Source organism: Niastella soli, assembly GCF_017742245.1.
Taxonomy (GTDB): Bacteria; Bacteroidota; Bacteroidia; order Chitinophagales; family Chitinophagaceae; genus Niastella; species Niastella soli.
Map to the genome: position 1 here is coordinate 2,642,345 of NZ_JAGHKO010000001.1, position 20,963 is coordinate 2,663,307.

Sequence of the window (20,963 nt, forward strand, 5' to 3'; positions counted from 1 at the left end):
CATGAAACGACTGATAGTAGTAGGTAGTATATTAATAGTAACGGCTTTGATCTGCAGCAGCTGGGGTTTTCTGGGCCACCGTACCATTCATCAACTGGCCGTATATGAATTGCCGCCATCAATGCGTATGTTCTTTCACCATAATATGAATGAGCTTGTGAAGCAATCTGTACGACCGGATCAGCGACGCAACCAGGACAAGGAGGAAGCCCCCAAACATTACATTGACCTGGAGTTGTATGGTGATTCCGCTGCCTGGAAAATGCCCCTGAAATGGGAAGCTGCTTTAAAGAAGTATGGTAAGGACAGTTTGGCCCATTGCGGGTATGTACCATATTATGTGATCACCATGAAAGACCGGCTCACTGCCGCTTTTCGCAATGGCAATAAAGACAGCATTTTGTTTTATGCCATTGACCTTGGCCATTATATAAGTGATGCGCATGTGCCTTTACATGTATCGGAGAACTACGATGGACAATTAACCGGTCAAAAGGGGTTGCACAGTTTATGGGAATCGATGGTCCCCGAGATAGAGATCCAGCAATATGATTTGCGCAGCAAGCATAAAGCGCATTACCTTAAACATCCGGAAAGAAATATCTGGAAGGCTATCCGGCAATCATATAAATTATTGCATGATGTGTTTGAGCAGGAAAAGGAAGTGACCAAATCATTTACAGAAGGAGAGAAGTACCGGGTGCAAATGCGCAATGGCCGGGAAAGTAAAAGTTATACTTCTGCCTTCGCAAAGGCGTATAGTGCAAAGTTGGGTAAAACCATCAATGAACGGCTGATCAACGCTGCTGATCTTGTAGCTGATTTCTGGTATACAAGCTGGGTCGATGCCGGTTGTCCAAATTTGAACAAGGTATTTCAAACGCCAGCCTCAGCCAAAGAAAAAGAAGAATTGAAAATGGAATATGATGCTTTCAGGAAGAATCAATTGTTAGAGAAAAAATTATTAATATCAAAGCAGGGAAGTGATAAAGAAGAATGATGGGGAAGTGAGGAGTAAAATCAACATAAATTCATTAGTTATTTAGTTTATAAGTTATAGAGTTCTTAAAAAGAAAAGAACTCTATAACTTAAAACTTACTTGTTGATATCGATCAAAACAATTGTTAATATAACATTATATCAAACTGCTAAAAGTGCCACAATATTTTCTGCAACGCGTTCCCCATCCATAGCGGCACTTACAATTCCACCAGCATAACCGGCGCCTTCGCCACAAGGGAAAAGCATTTTTATTTGTGGGTGTTGTGTGGTGTCTGTATCGCGTGGAATGCGAACAGGGGAAGAAGTTCTTGATTCAGTGGCGACCAGCACGGCTTCATTGGTAAAATAGCCTCTCATTTTTTTTCCAAATTCGATAAAGGCCTGTTGCAAAGACGAATAAACAAAGGGCGGTAACACCTCGTTCAATGCAGCGGTTGTAATTCCAGGTAAATAAGAACAGTCGGGCAACGAAGCAGATTGTTTTCCTTGAGTAAAATCAACCATGCGTTGCGCAGGGGCTACCAACTTGCCACCGCCATATTTAAAGGCTTTGCGTTCAACAGCTTGTTGAAAATACATGCCGGATAAAGGGCTGGGGTTCTTTTGAGACTGCATGAAATCTTTAACTTCAACAGCGGTAACAATACCAGAATTGGCGAAGGGGTTATTTCTTTTGCTTGGCGACCACCCATTTACCACCAGTTCACCATCACTGGTTGATGCAGGTGCAATAATGCCACCGGGACACATGCAAAAGGAAAAAACGCCTCTGTCGTTTACCTGTTGCACCAGGCTGTAAGACGCGGGTGGCAGCAATTCATCTCGGCTTTTACCAGGGGAGCAATGATATTGTATAGTGTCGATAATACTTTGCGGATGTTCTACACGAACGCCCAGGGCAAATGGTTTTGCTTCAATAAGAATATTCTTAGTATGAAGCAGTTCAAATATATCTCGGGCCGAATGACCGGTTGCCAAAATCACCGCATTTGCATTGAATGTATTACCACTGGCGGTCTTAACACCATAAATGGTGTTCTCCTTTATTAGAAAGTCGGTTACTTTTTGTTCAAATAAAAAAACACCACCACATTGAAGTATCTGTTCTCTTATTGCGGTGATGATCTCAGGTAATTTATTGGTTCCTATATGGGGATGGGCTTCGTAAAGTATTTGTTCCTGGGCACCAAATTGAACCAGTATATTTAAAATGCGTTCTACATCGCCACGTTTGGTACTGCGGGTATATAATTTACCATCGCTATATGTACCGGCTCCGCCTTCACCAAAGCAATAGTTACTTTCACTGTTTACGATACCTTGTTTGTTTAGGGCGGCGAGGTCTCTACGGCGGGCTCTTACATCTTTACCTCTTTCCAGCAGAATCGGTTTAATGCCTTGCTCAATCAATTTTAGCGCAGCAAACAAACCGGCGGGCCCTGCACCTACTATGATCACTTGTTGTGTCGCCTGTGTAACATCCTGCAGTTGCAGTTCTTTAACACTTCGCTGAGTAAAGGGTTCGTTTACAAATGCAGTGATCGTCAACATGATCCAAGGTTGACGGCCTCTGGCGTCAATAGATCTTTTAACAACCTGGAAACCGGTAATGGCAGTAAGTGACAGTCCTAAACTTTGTGCGGCGTATTGTTGTATAACAGCGTCGTTGGCAGCTTCAGAAGGAAGAAGCTTTAAAGTGATTCGTTGTTGCATAGTGTTAGGTAGTTAACCTAAAAATTATTTAATCCTGCAAAGGTACAATACGATTCACAAAAGTGTTCCACGAACGATTAGAAAGAAATTAGAGAAGGACCCATTACTATAATTGCTTGCTAAAGCAATAAGGTTATTTAGCTTTTTGTATTAGTAATAAGGGAGGGATTTTCTTATGATCTGTTGCGGTGGAATGTAAAGATTTATAAATGGACTTGGTTGTTTGGGCAGGGTGTAAAATTATACCACTGTGTGTTATTGTTTTTTAAAAAATACGGGAATACCTTGAGTACTTTAGGCTTACAAATGTTATTGAATGTAGGTGTATGTAAGGCTAATGCAGTAAAAAGTTAATCTATAACTTTTTTTCAGTTAATGCAATGGTGTAAGTGTTTTTTTATTTTGATCAAGAAATAAAAAAAAGTGGATTTATATTTCCTGCATTTCAAATTATTTGTACCTTCAATAGCATCCAATAAATAATATGAAGAAAGAATTGTTTGATATTACTGCGTTGTTGTCTTTCTTCATTCGCATTTCCTGCAAAACCAATACACTAAAATCCGTTCAATGTAAACCAGGAGCTTCACGGTTGGCAGGCCCGCACTTAAAAATTTCCCGGGCATATAAAAAGTTGATGAGCGCTGCTAGTAATAGTAGTGTCGCAAAAGTACGCAGCAATGACTGTCAAATGATGAATGGGAGGGCTGCTGTTTTTTGTGATACTTTACTTGTATTAGCCAGTGCTTACAGGTTGGAACAGTAACTAAGATCTGCGCATAATAATTGCATGGGAGAGTTATTGATGGGGATTATTTTGACAGTAAAAAATAAAATAAAATAATAAGTAGGGTGGAGTGTAGAATTGTCAAAAACTAGTGAATAAAAAATTTTTTTTTCAGAAGAAAAATTTGATATTCGTCGCCCTTTTTAAGTTTCTGAGATTCCCCAACTGTCCTGTGAAGTCAGACTAATTGTGTGTAATTGAAGATGAATAGCAACTTAACTCAACATAAAAAAACTGCTTCTAGTATAATGGCTAAGACGTCCGAAAAAGTTTGGAGTAACTGTTTGGAAATAATTAAGGATATTGTTGAGTGGCAACATTTCAAAACCTGGTTTGAGCCAATTAAACCAGTGGAGCTGAGAGACAATATACTTATCATTCAGGTTCCGAGTCAATTCTTTTATGAATACCTGGAAGAGCATTATGTAAATCTGTTGGCGAAAACATTAAGAAGGGTTTTGGGTAAGGATGCCAGATTAGAATATCGGATAATGGTTGATAGTGGTAATCATAATAACAAACCGCTAACTATGGATGTTCCTACACACGGCTACAAAACTTTTTCAAGTAATGAGATGGATTTCCCACTCATTATAAATAATCCTGTTAAGAATCCCTTTGTAATTCCGGGATTGAAAAAAATGCAGATTGACCCGCAGCTCAATCCCATTTATACATTTGAAAATTTTATTGAAGGTGATAGTAATCGTGTAGCACGGAGAGCTGGAAAAACCGTTGCGGAAAAACCAGGGGCCAGTTCGTTTAATCCCTTAGTAATATATGGTAGTGTAGGTTTGGGGAAAACCCACCTTGCCCAAAGTATAGGTAATGACACAAAGAGGTTGCATCCAAATAAAGTGGTATTATATGTAAGCTCTGAAAAATTCATTAACCAGTTTCAGGACCATAGCCGTAACAATGCCATTAATGACTTTATACATTTCTATCAATTGATAGATGTGTTAATAATAGACGACGTACAGTTCTTTAACCGGGCTGAAAAGTCGCAGGATGCCTTTTTTGCCATATTTAATCATTTGCACCAAAGTGGCAAGCAATTGATCTTAACGTCTGACAAACCGCCCAAAGACCTGGAAGGGGTTCAGGAAAGGTTGTTAAGCCGCTTCCGTTGGGGGTTAAGTGCTGATCTGCAGGTTCCGGACTATGAAACCCGGATTGAAATACTGGAACGGAAGATGAAGAATGATGGGTTGGAAATGCCCAAAGAGGTAGTTAAGTATCTGGCTTATAATATCAATAGCAATGTGCGGGAGCTGGAGGGAGCCTTGATCTCATTATTGGCACAATCTTCGCTTAATAAGCGGGAAATTGACCTAGACTTGGCAAAAAGAGTCCTCCGTAATTTTGTGAAAACTAGCAGCAAGGAAATCACCATCGAAACCATCCAGAAAATGGTATGTGAATATTTCGATGTGCCGTACGACAAACTGCTACAAAAAACCCGCAAGCGTGAAATTGTTCAGGCCCGGCAAATTACTATGTACCTGGCCAAAGCATTCACCAAAAACTCATTAAAGACCATTGGCGAGCATTTCGGTGGTCGTGACCACACAACGGTCATCCACTCCTGTCAAACGGTAAAAGACCTTATGGACACCGACAGCACCTTCCGGGAAAGCGTGATGGAATTGCAGCAAAAAGTACAACTGGCCGCCATGTAGCATAAAATATTTGAATTCTTCCGATAATCCTTTCCGGCAAGCCGGAAAGGATTTGTTGTTTATAGGGGCGTTGTGAAGGCTACAAGAGGTGATCAATAGGGTATCTCCTGGTTACAGAAACCCCTCTTCTTGTTGGAAAAAAAAACTTCTAAATATTTCTATTCAGTTGATTATTATTTGAATTTTTCTCTTAATTTTGCCTCCCGCTGGAAAAGGAGAGGTGCCTGAGTGGCCGAAAGGGCCGGTTTGCTAAACCGTTGTACGAGCTTAAACTTGTACCGAGGGTTCGAATCCCTCCCTCTCCGCGAAAGTCCGCCGACGCAAAACGAAAGCGGAGATTTTTACCTCAATCTTGGTAGGTTGGTAACAACCAGAAAGATGCTCGGGAGGTAGTTCAGCCCGGTAGAATACGTGGTTTGGGACCACGGGGTCGCAGGTTCGAATCCTGTCCTCCCGACAAAACAAACAAAGCCTTTGGCGAAAGCCAAGGGCTTTTTTGTTTGGTAGCATGCAAGCTTGCTTGCCATGCGAACAAATAAAAAAGACCATACGTCCGCCAGCCGGCGGACGGAAAGGCTTTGTATGTTTTAGCTCCACCCATTTCAGGATCGCCGAAGGCAATCCTGTCCTCCCGACTAAAGCCTCTAACTGATTCATTTAGAGGCTTTTATATTTTTAAGGAAATCTTCCATTTGGAAGATTTTTTTGTTTCTAACTGAGTCCACAACTGAGTCGCAACTGAGTACGTAATGTTCAGTTAATCAACTTGTTACCTTGCTTTTTTTAGCTGCGCTATTTTTCAAATGTATCAAAAATGCACTTATTTGCAGTGAGTGATTCGGTGAGTAAAAGTTGGCATTTGCTGTAAGTTGTTGTTAATCATTAATATAAGTTGCTGTTCTGCATCCTTTGAGGATTAGAACTTGGCTAAAAGCTTACAGGGTATATACATACGTATTATATTTATGCATTGTTTAATTGTCTCTTTTTATAGCCTATGATAACGCTCGTACTTCTTGTTTAACCATCCGCGTTTGTGCTATACAATTAACCTTCTTCCATATCTACAACATCACACTATGTAATCTTTAATGAAGCGATTATGGCAGTTGCTATCTCGTTCAAAGTTGGGTTTTATATACGCAGAAAAAAGAACAGAAGGGAATATTGCGTTTATTGTTGTTTGAATATCCCGGAAGCGCCACCAATAGAAATGTCATTATTGATAGCGTAAAAAGAAGTGATTGGGATATGCGAAAAGGACTGCCAAAGCAAACAACAGATTATCTGGTTAAACTCTCCGTTTTCCTGGATTCGGTTAAAGTAAAGCTGTTCGAGATTTACCTGGATCTGAAACTGAGCAATGAAGAAATTTCAGTTGCCAGGATAAAGAATATATATCTTGGTAAAGACGAAAAGAAGAGAAGATCTTACAGGCAATTGCCATGAGAGAAAAGCTGATGCAGGCTGACCCTGCCACTTATACGTCGAAGTGGGCTTTTAGTGTCCGGAACCCGGCGAGGCTTTATGCAGCTATTGCAGATACCATACAAAGCATGCCTGACAGGATCACGTACCAGGAAAAGAGCAATGCGATGTATTACCGCATCTATACTGTGTACCCAAACGACAATGCCCGCAAAAAGGAATACGTCAATAGTTGCGGGGTCCTAGCCTGGTACCTGTTATTTGCCACCGGTTTAAAGAGGCAGAATTAGCAGCCGATAAAGGAGTGAAATAAATCTTGCCCATGCACTGTTGTTACAGGATAAGATGAAGGGGCATTGGCCATCTACCAGTCATTAAAAGATGCAATCTATGAAAACGGTAAATCATATGTAGCGATTTGTTTTAAAGACATCTACGCGCTGAAACGCGCCGGAATAGTTCATAAAGACGTTGGCAAAGTTCGGACTGACTTAAAAAAAATAACCCACTTGTATTTCGACCCCCTGACGGCGTTAGTGTAGCGTGTTAATAAAACCCTGACCGCCAACTTGTTTTTGGTTGATTAATTTTCGGTATATCTTAGTCATATGTTTTTCACTTTTACACCAAAAACGCTGCGGAAAGGAGTGCTCCTTTCCTTTTTATCATTATGTATCTCTGTTATCTCCTTTGCTCAGCCAGCCATAAGCGCTTTTTCGCCGGCTTCAGGCCCGGTTGGATCCACGGTTACCATTACAGGCCTTAATTTCAGTGCCACACCTGCTGGTAATATCGTATTTGTAGGCGGTGTAAAAGCCAACGTTACCGCCGCTAGTACAGGTTCACTAACGGTTACTGTACCTTCGGGGGCCATGTATCAGCCCATTACCGTTACTACCAATGGACTTACCGCCTTTTCCAAAAATCCTTTTAATGTAACTTTTACCGGCGCTACGCCGTTGTTTACGACTAGTTCTTTCGATTATGCCGGCCGGGTTGATTCGGTTGATAGCAATATTGAAACTACCAAGCAAGCGGTGGGCGATTTTGACGATGATAAAAAGATAGATGTAGTAGCTGTTGACAGGTTGCACAATACACTATCTGTTTACCGTAACACGACCACCGGCGGCGTTATTTCTTTTGCGCCAAAAACCGATTATCCCACAGGGCAGTATCCGCGAGCCGTTACCGTGGCCGATATTGACGGCGATGGAAAACCCGATGTGATCGTTTCCAACACCAATGATTATACTGTTTCAATCTTTAAGAATACTACCACCGGCGGGGTCATTTCCTTTGCGCCCAAAGTTGATTTTGCTACGGAGCAGGACCCTGCGGGCATCTCAGTAACCGATCTTGATAATGATGGCAAACCCGACCTGGTCATTCGTACCCAGCGACTGGAGACCATGGTGTCGGTGCTCAGGAATACCACCAGCGGCGGAACCATTTCGTTTGCCAATAAGATCGATATTATGACCGTAGCTGGTTTAAGCGACGATCTCAGGGTTGCTGATATTGACGGCGATGGCAAAACGGATCTTGTGTTACCCGATTTCAATTTTAACGTAATACAGATCTACAGGAACACCTCTACAACAGGGGCACTTTCTTTTGCTGCCAAACAAACTGTTGCCACCGGTTCTAACCCCGATCACCTTGAAGTGGGCGATCTGAACAGCGATGGTAAACCCGATCTGCTGGTGTCCTATTATTATGGAACCAGTATATCGGTTCTTACTAATTCCAGCGTATCGGGCACCATTAGTTTTTCTAACACTCTGAACTACCCGCTGGGCGATAATACCTTTGGGTTAGCCATCAACGATCTGAATGGTGATGGCAAGCCTGACCTGGCAGTTGGTGTGGGCAGTAACTCAATTGCGCTTTATAAAAATACCAGTGCTTCCGGTGGCGCTATTTCATTTAGTAGTAATGTACAAATGGGCGCTACGTTTAATGAAACCATTGCCGTAGCCGATTTTGATAACGATGGCAAACCCGATCTGGCGCCGTTAAGCGGTATCTATCGGGTAACCATCTGGAAGAACCGAACGGCCAGTCCGCAGTTGTTGTCATTTACACCTGCTACTGCTATGGCCGGCACCACTATCACCATTAGTGGTGTTTATTTGTCTGGCGTGAATGCCGTAAGTTTTGGCGGCGTTCCTGCCGCATCGTTTTCGGTAGTGAATGATAATACCGTAACAGCAGTGGTAGGAGCAGGTGAATCGGGACCGGTAACAGTAAAAACTTCAACAGACTCTGCCCGGGCTAATGGGTTCGTTTTTACTTCACCGCCGGTTATCACCGGGTTTAATCCTTCCAGCGCCTCCAATGGTGAATCTATAACCATCACGGGTAATTATTTTACAGGCGCCACTGCTGTAAGTTTTGGCGGCACGGCCGCTGCGTCTTTTTCTGTAATAGACAATCATACCATTACTGCCAAAGTGGCCAATGGAACATCGGGTGATGTAAGTGTTACTACACAATACGGCACCGCATCGGTTCCCGGGTTTGCCTATACGCCCATACCCGGTCTTACATCGTTTAGTCCGAACAAGGGGGGAGCAGGAACAACTATTACCATCAACGGAACAAATTTGCTGGGGGCCACTGCGGTTAGTTTTGGCGGTGTAGCGGCCCGGTCGTTCACGGTCGTTTCTGCAACCCGCATTAATGCGGTGGTAGAAGGCGGCGCTTCTGGCGCTATTGCCGTAACAACTCCGTTCGGCACGGCAACCATCAATGGCTTTAGTTTCGTACCTCCGCCTACCATTACCTCATTTACCCCGTCGGTAGCACCTACAAACGGGTTGGTTACCATAACCGGTATTAACTTTAGCTACGTGACCGGCGTTCAGTTTGGCGGCGTTGCGGCTACCAGTTTTACTATAGATAATCCAACTACCATCTACGCCTGGGTGGGCGCCGGCGCTTCCGGCGATGTTGCCGTTTTTTCGCCCTATGGTAATGCCAGTTTACCGGGTTTAACGGTTAAGCCACGCCCGGTGATCACGTCGTTTAGTCCAACCACAGGTCCCGTTGGTTCTACGGTTACCATTACCGGCCAGCATTTCACTACTGCAAGCAAGGTTTTGTTTGGACCGGCTGAAGCAGTTTCATTCACCGTTGTGTCGGATAATATTATAACGGCTGTTGCCGGTGTTGGCTACAGTGGTCCTATTACTGTATATAATGATATTGCCTCTGGCGTTTCGAACGATTATTTTTACTTCCAGTATGCGCCACCCGAAATAACTTCTTTTACTCCAACGTCGGGAGCTACAGGAACACAGGTAACCATAACCGGTAAGAACTTTTACCCGGAAATTACAACCGTGTATTTTGGTAATAAGGGTGCATCGAAGGTGGTGGTGAACTCCCAAACGAGTATGACCGCCACGGTTGGCGCCGGCAATTCGGGCGATGTTATGGTAACAACCAATGGCGGCACTGCCTCATTGCCCGGCTTTACATATATACCGCCGCCACCTGCAATTACCGAGCTAACACCTGCACATGCGGTGGAAGGAACGGCTGTTATTATTACCGGCGAAAGGTTTACCGGTGTTACAGGTGTAACGTTTGGCGGCGTGCCGGCAGCCTCGTTTACGATCACTTCAAATAACTATATCACGGCCATAGTTGGTGCGGGCGCTTCTGGCGATGTTGCCGTTACCAACCCTTCGGGTACAGGTAAAAAATCGGGTTTCCTTTTTGGAGAGGTGATCATTAGTTCAATTTCTCCTGCTACCGGCGGGCCCGGTACGGTTGTAACCATTATAGGATCAGGATTTGTAAATGGATCTAAAGTATCGTTTGGTGGTGTTGCCGGAACTTCAGTTAAGGTAAACTCACCTACAAGTATAACGGCTACCGTGCCAACAGGTGGAGCAGGGCTGGTTACTGTAACCCTGCCGGATGGATTTTCGGGTTTCAGCGATGCCTTTACCTACGTGTCGCAGTATACCACCATCACATCCGTTACACCCAATGTGGGTACTGCGGGGTCAACTGTTGAAATTAAAGGTTCTAACTTTTCACAGGCATCAGACGTAAAGTTTGGCGGTGTGTCTGCTGCTTCCTTTACGGTGAATTCTCCTTATTCCATTTCGGCTACTGTAGCGGGTGGAGCAACGGGTAATGTGGCGGTTACTACGCCTCTGGGCATTGGTACGTTTAATGGTTTTACTTATACCACTGCACCCATTATTACCAGCTTTACACCGGAAGCGGCTTTGTCGGGAACAACGATCACCATTACGGGCGCCAACTTTAATACAACGGCGGCGGCAAACATCGTATACTTTGGCGGACTGAAAGCAGAAGTATTAACTGCTTCTGCAAAATCGCTCACGGTAAAAGTGCCGGCGGGTGCACCGTATGATTATATAACTGTAAGCAATAATAACCTTACCGGTTATTCACAAGGAAAGTTCAAGGCATTGCTGAATGCAACTGCGCCATTAAGCGTCGCTTCGTTTGAAGCGAGAATTGATAGTGCCTGGGGTATTTGGGGTTCTTCGCCCAGGCAGGTAAATGCTGCTGATTTTGACCTCGATGGCAAACCTGATGTAGCCGTTTGTCATATCGGTACTATAGGTACAGAACACATTGCCATCTTTAAAAACAATTCAAATGTTGGTAAACTGTCGTTCTTACCAAAACAACTCATTAATTCAACGCACGGCCCACTTAATTCTGCCACCGGTGATTTGGATGGCGATGGTAAACTCGATCTGATCGTGGCCAATGCAATGGATGGTCAGAATCTTTCGGTATACAGAAACAACAGCACCGGTAATAACATTTCATTCGAGAACGAGGTATATTATCCGTATACCGGTCCCGATGCGAATTATGTAGCCTGCACCGATATTGATAACGACGGAAAACCAGACATCATCATCGTCTCTGCATACGGCGGTGCTTATGTATATCGTAATACCAGCACGGTAGGTAATTTGTCTTTTGTTAGAGCCCCCTTTAACGCTGGTATTTATATAAATGCGCTTACAGTGGCTGATATTGACCATGATGGAAAAACAGACCTCGTGTTGTTGGCACACTCCGTTTCATCGAACAGCCTTGGCGTTGTAATGAGAAATACAAGTACACCCGGCACGATCGTATTTGAACAGGGTAAGCCGTTTCAAACCGGTCCTGACCCGCGGTATTTAGCCGTAGGCGATATGGATGGCGATGGTAAGCTGGATATTCTGATACCCGGCGGAAACAGTAAAAATTCAATCTCCATTGTAAGGAACCTGAGCATACCCGGTAACATATTAATGGATAACAGGAAAGACCTCACTACCATTGGTACACCGGGAGCAGTGGAGATCGGCGATCTGAATGGCGATGGTAAACCTGATATTCTTGCTGCCGATAACGGGGCACTGGCTATCTTTCCCAATACGAGCACGACTGGTAGTTTCTCCTTTGGCAATAGAATAGAATTGACGACCGCCGCACGGGTGTATTCAATTTGTGTTTCTGATATTGATTCAGACCAGCGCCCTGATATTATTGTGTCTAATGAGCAGGTAGGAAGCATTTCTTTTTTCCGTAACAAATTGAGCTCACTGGTGGTGAACTCTTTCTCACCTGCAAGCGGTACTACGGGAACCGTGGTTACCATTAAAGGTGAAAATTTGGGCGGCGCTACTGCGGTTACCATTGGCGGTGTATCTGTTTCTTCTTTCACGGTGGTTGATGCCAATACCGTTACTGCGGTGGTGGGCGCCGGTAAATCGGGCGATGTAATTGTAACCACACCGGTGGGCACAGTGAGCCTGAGCAGCTTTACTTATATTGGCGCACCGGTTATTACCTCGTTCACCCCAACAACAGCAGGAACAGGCGCTACCGTAACTATAAAGGGTACTTACTTTACAGGCGCAGCTGCGGTAAGTTTTGGTGGTGTGGCGGCCCGTTCATTCAGCGTTACTTCCGATTCTGTTATTACGGCTGTAGTTGGGGTGGGGACTTCAGGTACAGTGGCTGTAACAACACCCATTGGCAAAGGAACATGCGATGGTTTTATTTACGATGCCTTAACGGCTATTGTTGATCCGGCAAATGCAAACAGTAAAGAGCTGATGGTAAAACCGAATCCGGCGCGTGATGTGTTGATCATTAAACACCCGGCTGCTTCAAAAACAGCTACGTTGCGGTTTGTTGATATTACCGGCCGTTCGGTAAAGCTGATCAACCTGGCGCAGGGTGTAACGGAAACGGCTACCTCTGTAAACGGATTGCAGGCAGGCATTTACACCATTGTTTGGAGTGATGGAAACAGAACATTAAGCAGACTGGTGGCTGTGCAATAGCAGCACCTTGTATAAAAAAGAAGAGGGCATCTCAAAAGTAATTTTGGGGCGCCTTTTTCATTTTCAGTTTTTAGGGTGGGTTTATCCACGGAAGCACTGTATAACTAAACGCGTACTGGATTAGTAACAAGCTTTGGTTATGTTGTTTTTAACGGTATTGAAAGAGGCAAAAAATTATCAATTGTTTTTAAAAGCAACTTCCAGAACCAGGCGATGTTACCTGAGTGTAGATTTTTTGATATAGTTTGATTACTTTTGATATACAAGCTCTTTCACATCCCTCATTCAGTGAGTGATCCGGTGAGTTCGATAAATTTGATTTATAGGTAATTAATTTTCAATAAATTATGGAGGATATTCGAATCCTGTCCTCCCGACAAAACAAACAAAGCCTTTGGCGAAAGCCAAGGGCTTTTTTGTTTGGTAGCATGCAAGCTTGCTTGCCATGCGAACAAATAAAAAAGACCATACGTCCGCCAGCCGGCGGACGGAAAGGCTTTGTATGTTTTAGCTCCACCCATTTCAGGATCGCCGAAGGCAATCCTGTCCTCCCGACTAAGAAAAAGGAATACAGCAATGTGTTCCTTTTTTTATTTTGGGAAAGTTCCAACTATCAACGGATCAAGTCAACCCTCATTAGACCCTTCAAAATACGTTTTGGGTCAGAAACTAAAGAACGCTGAAAGTAAAAAAGGCGCCTTACTTATTATAAGACGCCTTTGAATATTATCAGTATAGCTTAATTAAGATTAATAACTGTAGAATCGCTCCATATCGGATTTACCGATATCAGGTAATCGCCTGCAGTAGGATTTGCCAAGTCGCTTAAATTTCCCTTAATAGTTGTTTTTTTGTTTGCTTCGATTATTAAATTATTAAAAGTTTTAGTCTGCGTAGTTCCAGTCTGGTTTATATACATAATACTTGTGGTAATGGGAACAGTAGTAGAGCCAATTACATAGGCTTCAAAAGTTGTCTGATTGAGCCTCTTTGCATAAGTAAACACAGGAGGGTTTCTGTTGTCTATTGTTTCATTTTTTACATAAAACCAGACAGGTATATTGTTTAACTTAACAGTTACCGCCCCATTAGGATCAGTATCGGGCAATGCGTTATATAGTTCTACGCGTAACAACCCTGTAATTCGATTTAATGCTATTTGCTGAGGTTGTGGCACAGGGTTTCCTGATGAATTTACTGTAACAGAGATCTTTTTAAAAAACACATCCGGAAATGAAGCTGCTTCACTATTCACTAAATCTTGCGGACCCAATGCGGCAACATTAAGCACCCCACCTAAATTTTTTCCAACAGGACCGGACGATGCATATACCACAATAGTATAGGTATCAGACTTCAAGGAATCATCTATTACTCCAAAACCGGCCGAAGTCTGAGCTCGAACTTGATGAATGGAGTTTTTTAGCAAACCATCGCTTCCATAAGCGTAATAGTAAACGTCTGTGATTGCGGCCAGGGTAGAATCTGTCTCCACTCGCATGTTTTTAGTTTCAATTAAAAAATTGGAAATACTAAAACTTACGGGATACTTAGTTTCGGTTGCTGCTGAACTGTCATCAGTGGAGGTGCTTTTCTTACAGGCAAATAACGAACTTGCCAGAAATAGGGCCAGGATTATTTTTTTCATAATAGAATAAAAAATTAATTAATAACGCAAATTATATCAAAATAATATAGCATTTTAGTTCTTTTTCATTAGAAATCTGTCCAGTTCTCCCGACTACATGTCTCACGAAGCTGCTTTCGTTATGCTTCTATTCCTTCTCCGTTTTTGCCTTCGAGGCTACTGGTTAGAAAATTAAAGCAGTATATAACAGACCCTTTTCCTCAGTATCCTCAGGGACATATTGGCTATACAACGAACCAGGCAGCAGGTTCAAGGTCAGGTGTACCAATCTGCGCCGTTTATCGCCGGATTTATAATCTTTTATTTTGTCGGGATCAGGTAATTTTTCCCCTTTACCCTGCCAATTAATTTCATACCTGACTAATCCCGGATTCGGAATAAATTCCTCATTGTATTTGATCTGGTCAGCCACCAGATTGGCTATCGATTTACCGGTATAATGGTTTATCTCATCGTCTTTGACTTTGTCGACGGTCAGCGCCATGTGCTATGTCTGTTCAGTAAATTGCCAATATTTTATTGTTCAATATATACGTAATCTGTAATTTCCAATAAATCCTTTATGAACAGGTTCGACATTTGTCCAGTCCACCCGACAAAACAAACAAAGCCTTTGGCGAAAGCCAAGGGCTTTGTTGTTTGGTAGCATGCAAGCTTGCTTGCCATGCGAACAAATAAAAAAGACCATACGTCCGCCAGCTGGCGGACGGAAAGGCTTTGTATGTTTTAGCTCCGCCCATTTCAGGATCGCCGAAGGCAATCCTGTCCTCCCGACCGGTCTCTATTTTCAAAGCCACGTACATCTCCAATCTCCAGCAACCATAATATGGCTATCGTACGGCCTATGCCTGGCACACCCATCAAATAGTTCTGTCTTTGTAACATCAACGTTCTAAGCTTTCGTTCTACTTCCAATAACAACTGACGCAAAAATTTTGCCTCAGATTTTTCGCCAGGCGCCAGTTCCTAACAAACTGTACACGGTATCGAAAATGCTACAAAATCATAGACCTACAAACCTCCGCTGTTCACCTACTATTTTACGCAGTTGACCACACGTGGCAGGCCGGGACTGGTATTAAATAATACATTCATATTTTTTTATTAAAAGTACTTCCGCACAAAATGTAGGCATTGGTACTTTCAGGCCTAGTGCCAATTTGTCAAAAAAAAATACTTAATGTTAAAATCGTTACCCTTTACCGTATTCATTGCATTATTACCGTTAATCAATACCCAAATTGATCAACATGCAGCCGATGAAAAACTTGCTGCATTAAAAATACAGCCACTGTTGACTGGCGTTATAAGCAGTTACGTAAGTGCCCCTGCTACGCTAAATGCCGACTCGTTAAAAAAGAACAACTGGTACAGTGAGGTTTTGAAAAAATTACAAAGCAGGGAATACGAGTTCAGTCACGCGGCTGAGGCTAACACCTTTACTACGCCCAACCGCAAAAACAACCTGCGGTTTAATTATTCCTGTAATGGGTTTACTGTGCAACCCCGTACTACGCGTGTACCTGTAGGAAAACCGGAAGCTATTCAGGTTGAGGATGCAATAGAATATGATAATATTCCCGACTGGAAGGTGGCCTTTAGTCTGGATAAGAAGCAGGTAGGCCAGGGCGTATGGCATATCAATAGCAACCGGGCCGAATACCAGACCGGTAATATCATCGTACAATACCTCAATAACGAAGAGGGTATGCGGCAGAACTTTATAGTGCGCGAACCTTTAAATAACAAGGAAGATCTGAAGCTTCGTTTTAATGTAAGCACCAATCTTCAACAGCAGTGGCAAAAAGAGGGCCTGCAGTTTTATCATCATAAGAGCGGGTTGGTACTTGCTTACAACCAGTTAAAGGTTTGGGATGCCAACGGCCGGCCCCTGGAAGCCGCATTTGAAAAAGATAAGAACGACTATTGCATTCACGTGCAAAGCAGCAATGCAGTATATCCTATTACCATCGACCCCATCAGCACAACGCCGGCAGCGATGCTGGAACGCAACCAGGCCAGTGCCAATTTCGGTTATTCAGTAGCCGGCGCCGGCGATGTGAATGGTGATGGGTACAGTGATGTGATCGTAGGCGCTTATATGTATGATAATGGCGAAGCAGATGAAGGCGCTGCCTTTATCTATCATGGGTCGGCCGCCGGTCTCAGCACCACGGCCGCTGCCATGCTCGAACGCAATCAGGCCAGTGCCAATTTCGGTTATTCGGTAGCCGGCGCCGGCGATGTGAACGGTGATGGGTACAGTGATGTGATCGTAGGCGCTTATATGTATGATAATGGCCAGGCAGATGAAGGCGCTGCCTTTATCTATCACGGATCTGCCGCCGGTATCAGCACCACGGCTGCCGCTATGGTAGAAAGCAATCAGGCCAGTGCCAATTTCGGTTATTCAGTAGCCGGCGCCGGCGATGTGAACGGTGATGGGTACAGTGATGTGATCGTAGGTGCATCTATGTATGATAATGGCGAAGTCGATGAAGGCGCTGCCTTTATCTATCATGGGGCGGCTGCCGGTATCAGCACCACAGCTGCTGCAACGGTAGAAAGCAATCAGGCCAGTGCAAACTCCGGCTCTTCAGTATCCGGTGCGGGCGATGTGAACGGCGATGGATACAGCGATGTTATTGTGGGTGCACCATTTTTTTCTGATGGCGAAGGCAATGAAGGCGCCGCCTTTATCTATCATGGGTCGGCTGCCGGTATCAGCACCACGGCCGCTGCAACGGTAGAAAGCAATCAGTTCCTGGCTTTTTTGGGCATCTCGGTTGCCGGCGCCGGGGATGTGAACGGCGATGGGTACAGTGATGTTATAGCAGGTGCTTACCTGTACGATCATGGAGAAAGCAATGAAGGCGCTGCCTTTATCTACCTTGGGTCTGCCGCCGGCATCAACACCACGGCTGCCGCACTGGTAGAAAGCAATCAGGCCAGTGCAAGCTTCGGCTTTTCAGTAGCCGCCGCCGGCGATGTAAATGGTGACGGGTACAGCGATGTTATTGTGGGTGCATACACGTACGATAATGGAATAAGCAACGAAGGGGCCGCCTTTATTTATCATGGGTCTGCCGCCGGCATCAGCACCACGGCTGCCACTATGGTGGAAAGCAACCAGGCCTCAGCTTATTTGGGATCGGCTGTTGCCAGCGCCGGGGATGTGAACGGCGACGGGTACAGTGATGTTATTGTGGGTGCATACCTGTACGATAATGGAGAAAGCAATGAAGGCGCTGCCTTTATCTATTATGGCAACAGTTCCGGAACCGGTCGTCGGAACAACCTGCGGTTGTACAATACCGATCTTTCCACTCCCATCAGCAGCGCAAACTTCAGCCTGCCCAACTTTGGAGCAGGCCTGATCGCCAAATCGTTCCTGGGCAGCCAGAAAGGAAAATTGGTTTGGGAAACAAGGCTGAACTACAATGCCTTCAGCGGCACCCCAATTACCAACAGCGTACTTTATACGGCACAGGGAAGTTATACCAACCTGGGGATTACCGGTACCGAATTAAAGAACCTGGTTGTTAAAGTAAGCGGCGGCAGGTACACCAAAATAAGGGCCCGCATAAAATATGATCCGGTTACCGCCATTACCGGACAGCTGTACAGCCCCTGGCGTTATGTAGACAATGTATTACTCACCACTTCGCTGGGTGCACTGCCGGTTAACCTGGTATCGTTCAACGCCTCCTGGCTAACTAAAGGAAAAACCGCGCTTTTAAAATTTGTGACCGATAATGAATCCGCTACCTGTTGCTACGAAATAGAAAAAAGTGCAGACGGCGTACACTTCACTACTATAGGAAAAGTAACGGCTAAAAATACGACAAGACAATCCATCTACACCTATACAGATAACAGTGCAGGCGGTCAGAAATTATATTATCGTTTGAAGATCATGTTTGAGAACGGCAACAGCGAATACAGCAACATTCAGTTATTGCAAAGCAATTCGACAATGGAGATAATGGTATTTCCTAATCCCGCTACAGATGTATTACAGTTGCGCGTGAACAATAATTATTCAGTCATGAATGTGCAGGTTATCAACATCACCGGGCAGGTGGTACAACAATTTAACAACCTGTCTGCTGCCGGCCAGGTGATCTCGATACCAGTAACCCAACTGACCAGCGGTACCTATTTCCTTTCCCTGCAAAGCGACGGTAAAAAACAGGTGTTGCAGTTTGTAAAACAATAAGCTACCGGTAAATCTGTCCAGTTCTGCCGACAAAACAAACAAAGCCTTTGGCGAAAGCCAGGGGCTTTGTTGTTTGGTAGCATGCAAGCTTGCTTGTCATGCGAACAAAGGATCATATTGAAAAGTTGGGGGAGATGACGGGTTTGCTAAAAAACGGGATGAACAATAACATACCAGGGACGAATGAAAATTATAAGACAAAGTCACTATATGTTTTTTATAAGAATGACTAAACTATGTGTGAAATATATTTTTTCATTAGCGCAATACGCCGTTGAACACATGGGGTGCAAAAAACAACTACACGCTTATCGGCCAAATCAACACGGTTATTCACGAAAACGACACGGGAATAAAATGTTTTCTTATTATTGATTGTTGATATTACTTTTGAAAAATTCTAGGCATTATTGAAAGACATGTTTTAGTATGTGTGTCCTATAGAAAACTTATAATAGCCTTACCCCTATACTATGTGCCCCAACTCCGTACAACTGCCGTTTCCCAGGTTTTGCTATGCGCAAACAGGTCGGGTTATTCCCTTTTCTGTAAAATGTAAAAATCAATCCTGTTTTCAAATCTGTCTTGCAGGCCTGCTAATCATTTTGAGCAGCTGTTTAATTACCGCCAATGCGAATGCGCAGTCTGATACTTCAAAATTTGAGCGCATCATCAACTTTCCGCACTCATTCTTAGGCAGCATAAACAAAAGAACAGCTAACCTGGAAGACAAACTCACTATCAACACTGAAAAATACCTGCGCCGGATGGCAAAACAGGAGAATCGGCTGAAACGGAAATTATCTAAAGTTGATTCAAATGCCGCAAAGAATTTGTTTCCCGGCGACCCTGCCGATCGGTATGAAGCACTTGCTCAAAAGTTTAAAGCGGATACAGCGCTTGTAAAACGTGGGTTTACCGGTGAATACCTGCCTTACCTTGACTCTATGAAGACCAGTCTGGCATTCCTGGAAAAAAATCCTCAGCTTACCAACTCCTCCAAAATACTCCCTTCCGATGTTAAAAAGTCTTTAAGCCAGGTACAACAGTTACAGGCTAAAATAGAAAGTGCCGATAAATTAAAACAATACGTTCAACAAAGAAAGGCACAACTAAAAGCCAGTTTAAGCAATTATCCCGGTTTGCCTGGCAAAGTAACTGCAGCTTATAAAAACTACAGCAAGGAATGTTTTTACTATACCCAGCAACTGAAAGAATATAAGACCATACTCCTTGATCCCGATCAGGCGATGCAGAAAGCCTTTACTGTATTGAACAAGGTACCAGCTTTTTCCCGGTTCATGCAAAAGAACTCAATGCTGGCGAGTATGTTCAACCTGCCGGGTTCAGGCGGTGAGGTAGATCCCACACTGGTGGTAACAGGCTTACAGCCAAGAAGCCAGGTAATGGACCAGGTGCAAACCCAAATGGGCACAACGGGACCCAATGCCGGCGCCATGGTACAACAGAATGTACAGTCGGCCCAGGGGCAGATAAATGCATTAAGGGATAAACTGAATAGCGTGGGTGGTGGAAAAGGTGATCTGGAAATGCCAGACTTCAAGCCCAATGCACAAAAAACAAAAAGCTTTTTAAAACGGCTTGAGTATGGGACCAATATCCAGTCGGCCCAGGCCAATACATTTTTTCCTACCACAACAGATCTGGCATTGTCGGTAGGTTATAAAATAAGCGACAAAAACATTATTGGTGTGGGCGCCAGTTACAAAGTGGGCTGGGGAAAAGATGTGCGCCACATTGCCATTACACAACAGGGAATGGGATTACGGTCATTTCTTGACGTAAAACTGAAAGGAAGTTTTTATGCAAGCGGTGGCCTTGAATATAATTACCAGCCAATAGCATTATCAGATACACTCACTTCTTCTACAGGTGGCGGCATGATTGGCAATGGAAAAGGTGAGCCCGCTGCCTGGACCAAAAGCGGGTTAATTGGGCTTACCAAGATCGTGTCTTTAAAATCAAAGACATTTAAAAAAACACGGTTACAGTTGTTATGGGACTTTTTAAGTTACCAGCAACGACCTCAGACAGCCGCTTTTAAATTTCGTGTAGGCTATAGTTTTTAATTGATTCAAACGATTGCAGAAGGGCTCATATGCCCTGAGGCAATGTCGTATG

General features: G+C 43.9%; 11 protein-coding genes and 2 tRNA genes. 10 read left to right on the forward strand and 3 right to left on the reverse strand.

Translation table 11 applies throughout. The annotated features are described in order from the left end of the window. The first annotated feature begins 1 nt into the window (after nucleotide 1). The gene (locus tag J7I42_RS10930) at nucleotides 2-1,000 is read left to right on the forward strand and encodes a zinc dependent phospholipase C family protein (RefSeq protein ID WP_209138816.1); all 999 of its coding nucleotides are present in this window, start codon (nucleotides 2-4) and stop codon (nucleotides 998-1,000) included. Nucleotides 1,001-1,141: 141 nt separating this feature from the next. Here the strand turns inward: J7I42_RS10930 and J7I42_RS10935 are convergent, their stop codons facing one another. After that, the gene (locus J7I42_RS10935; protein WP_209138817.1) at nucleotides 1,142-2,716 is read right to left on the reverse strand and encodes an NAD(P)/FAD-dependent oxidoreductase; all 1,575 of its coding nucleotides are present in this window, start codon (nucleotides 2,714-2,716) and stop codon (nucleotides 1,142-1,144) included. A gap of 484 nt (nucleotides 2,717-3,200) precedes the next feature. Between J7I42_RS10935 and J7I42_RS10940 the strand changes: the two genes are divergently transcribed. From J7I42_RS10940 to J7I42_RS10970, 7 genes are all read left to right on the forward strand, one after another. Further along, the gene (locus J7I42_RS10940) at nucleotides 3,201-3,482 is read left to right on the forward strand and encodes a hypothetical protein (protein ID WP_209138818.1); all 282 of its coding nucleotides are present in this window, start codon (nucleotides 3,201-3,203) and stop codon (nucleotides 3,480-3,482) included. Between the two features lie 269 nt (nucleotides 3,483-3,751). Beyond that, nucleotides 3,752-5,185, forward strand: coding sequence for a chromosomal replication initiator protein DnaA (dnaA, locus tag J7I42_RS10945; protein WP_209138819.1), 1,434 nt, complete (start codon nucleotides 3,752-3,754; stop codon nucleotides 5,183-5,185). A gap of 214 nt (nucleotides 5,186-5,399) precedes the next feature. Continuing rightward, a tRNA-Ser gene (locus tag J7I42_RS10950) sits at nucleotides 5,400-5,490 on the forward strand. 78 nt (nucleotides 5,491-5,568) lie between these two features. Next, nucleotides 5,569-5,642, forward strand: a tRNA-Pro gene (locus tag J7I42_RS10955). Nucleotides 5,643-6,352: 710 nt separating this feature from the next. Next, nucleotides 6,353-6,634 carry a hypothetical protein gene (locus J7I42_RS10960; RefSeq protein WP_209138820.1) on the forward strand — a complete coding sequence of 94 codons (282 nt, stop codon included), beginning with the start codon at nucleotides 6,353-6,355 and terminating at the stop codon, nucleotides 6,632-6,634. Then, nucleotides 6,631-6,903, forward strand: coding sequence for a hypothetical protein (locus J7I42_RS10965; RefSeq protein WP_209138821.1), 273 nt, complete (start codon nucleotides 6,631-6,633; stop codon nucleotides 6,901-6,903). The genes J7I42_RS10960 and J7I42_RS10965 overlap by 4 nt, the downstream gene beginning before the upstream one ends. Before the next feature lie 318 nt (nucleotides 6,904-7,221). Next, nucleotides 7,222-12,954 (forward strand): IPT/TIG domain-containing protein, encoded by a 5,733-nt coding sequence (locus tag J7I42_RS10970; RefSeq protein WP_209138822.1) that lies wholly within the window; start codon nucleotides 7,222-7,224, stop codon nucleotides 12,952-12,954. Between the two features lie 739 nt (nucleotides 12,955-13,693). On the opposite strand, the gene J7I42_RS10975 is transcribed toward J7I42_RS10970, so the two are convergent. Both J7I42_RS10975 and J7I42_RS10980 read right to left on the reverse strand, forming a co-directional pair. Then, nucleotides 13,694-14,602 carry a hypothetical protein gene (locus J7I42_RS10975; RefSeq protein WP_209138823.1) on the reverse strand — a complete coding sequence of 303 codons (909 nt, stop codon included), beginning with the start codon at nucleotides 14,600-14,602 and terminating at the stop codon, nucleotides 13,694-13,696. Nucleotides 14,603-14,765: 163 nt separating this feature from the next. After that, nucleotides 14,766-15,086: a hypothetical protein gene (locus J7I42_RS10980; protein WP_209138824.1), complete on the reverse strand. Its 321-nt coding sequence runs from the start codon at nucleotides 15,084-15,086 to the stop codon at nucleotides 14,766-14,768. 696 nt (nucleotides 15,087-15,782) lie between these two features. Here J7I42_RS10980 and J7I42_RS10990 point away from each other — a divergent pair. Continuing rightward, nucleotides 15,783-18,821, forward strand: a complete 3,039-nt coding sequence (locus tag J7I42_RS10990; RefSeq protein ID WP_209138826.1) for an FG-GAP-like repeat-containing protein — start codon at nucleotides 15,783-15,785, stop codon at nucleotides 18,819-18,821. A 605-nt stretch (nucleotides 18,822-19,426) separates the two neighbouring features. Continuing rightward, entirely contained in the window at nucleotides 19,427-20,911 is a 1,485-nt protein-coding gene (locus J7I42_RS10995) for a hypothetical protein (protein ID WP_209138827.1), read from the forward strand. Nucleotides 20,912-20,963: the final 52 nt, after the last annotated feature.

Excerpts from the sequence above, each read along its gene's own strand:
- J7I42_RS10930 (WP_209138816.1), top strand. The coding sequence starts at position 2 with ATGAAACGACTGATAGTAGTAGGTAGTATATTAATAGTAACGGCTTTG.
- J7I42_RS10935 (WP_209138817.1), bottom strand. The coding sequence starts at position 2,716 with ATGCAACAACGAATCACTTTAAAGCTTCTTCCTTCTGAAGCTGCCAAC.
- J7I42_RS10940 (WP_209138818.1), top strand. The coding sequence starts at position 3,201 with ATGAAGAAAGAATTGTTTGATATTACTGCGTTGTTGTCTTTCTTCATT.
- dnaA (WP_209138819.1), top strand. The coding sequence starts at position 3,752 with ATGGCTAAGACGTCCGAAAAAGTTTGGAGTAACTGTTTGGAAATAATT.
- J7I42_RS10965 (WP_209138821.1), top strand. The coding sequence starts at position 6,631 with ATGAGAGAAAAGCTGATGCAGGCTGACCCTGCCACTTATACGTCGAAG.
- J7I42_RS10970 (WP_209138822.1), top strand. The coding sequence starts at position 7,222 with ATGTTTTTCACTTTTACACCAAAAACGCTGCGGAAAGGAGTGCTCCTT.
- J7I42_RS10975 (WP_209138823.1), bottom strand. The coding sequence starts at position 14,602 with ATGAAAAAAATAATCCTGGCCCTATTTCTGGCAAGTTCGTTATTTGCC.
- J7I42_RS10980 (WP_209138824.1), bottom strand. The coding sequence starts at position 15,086 with ATGGCGCTGACCGTCGACAAAGTCAAAGACGATGAGATAAACCATTAT.
- J7I42_RS10990 (WP_209138826.1), top strand. The coding sequence starts at position 15,783 with ATGTTAAAATCGTTACCCTTTACCGTATTCATTGCATTATTACCGTTA.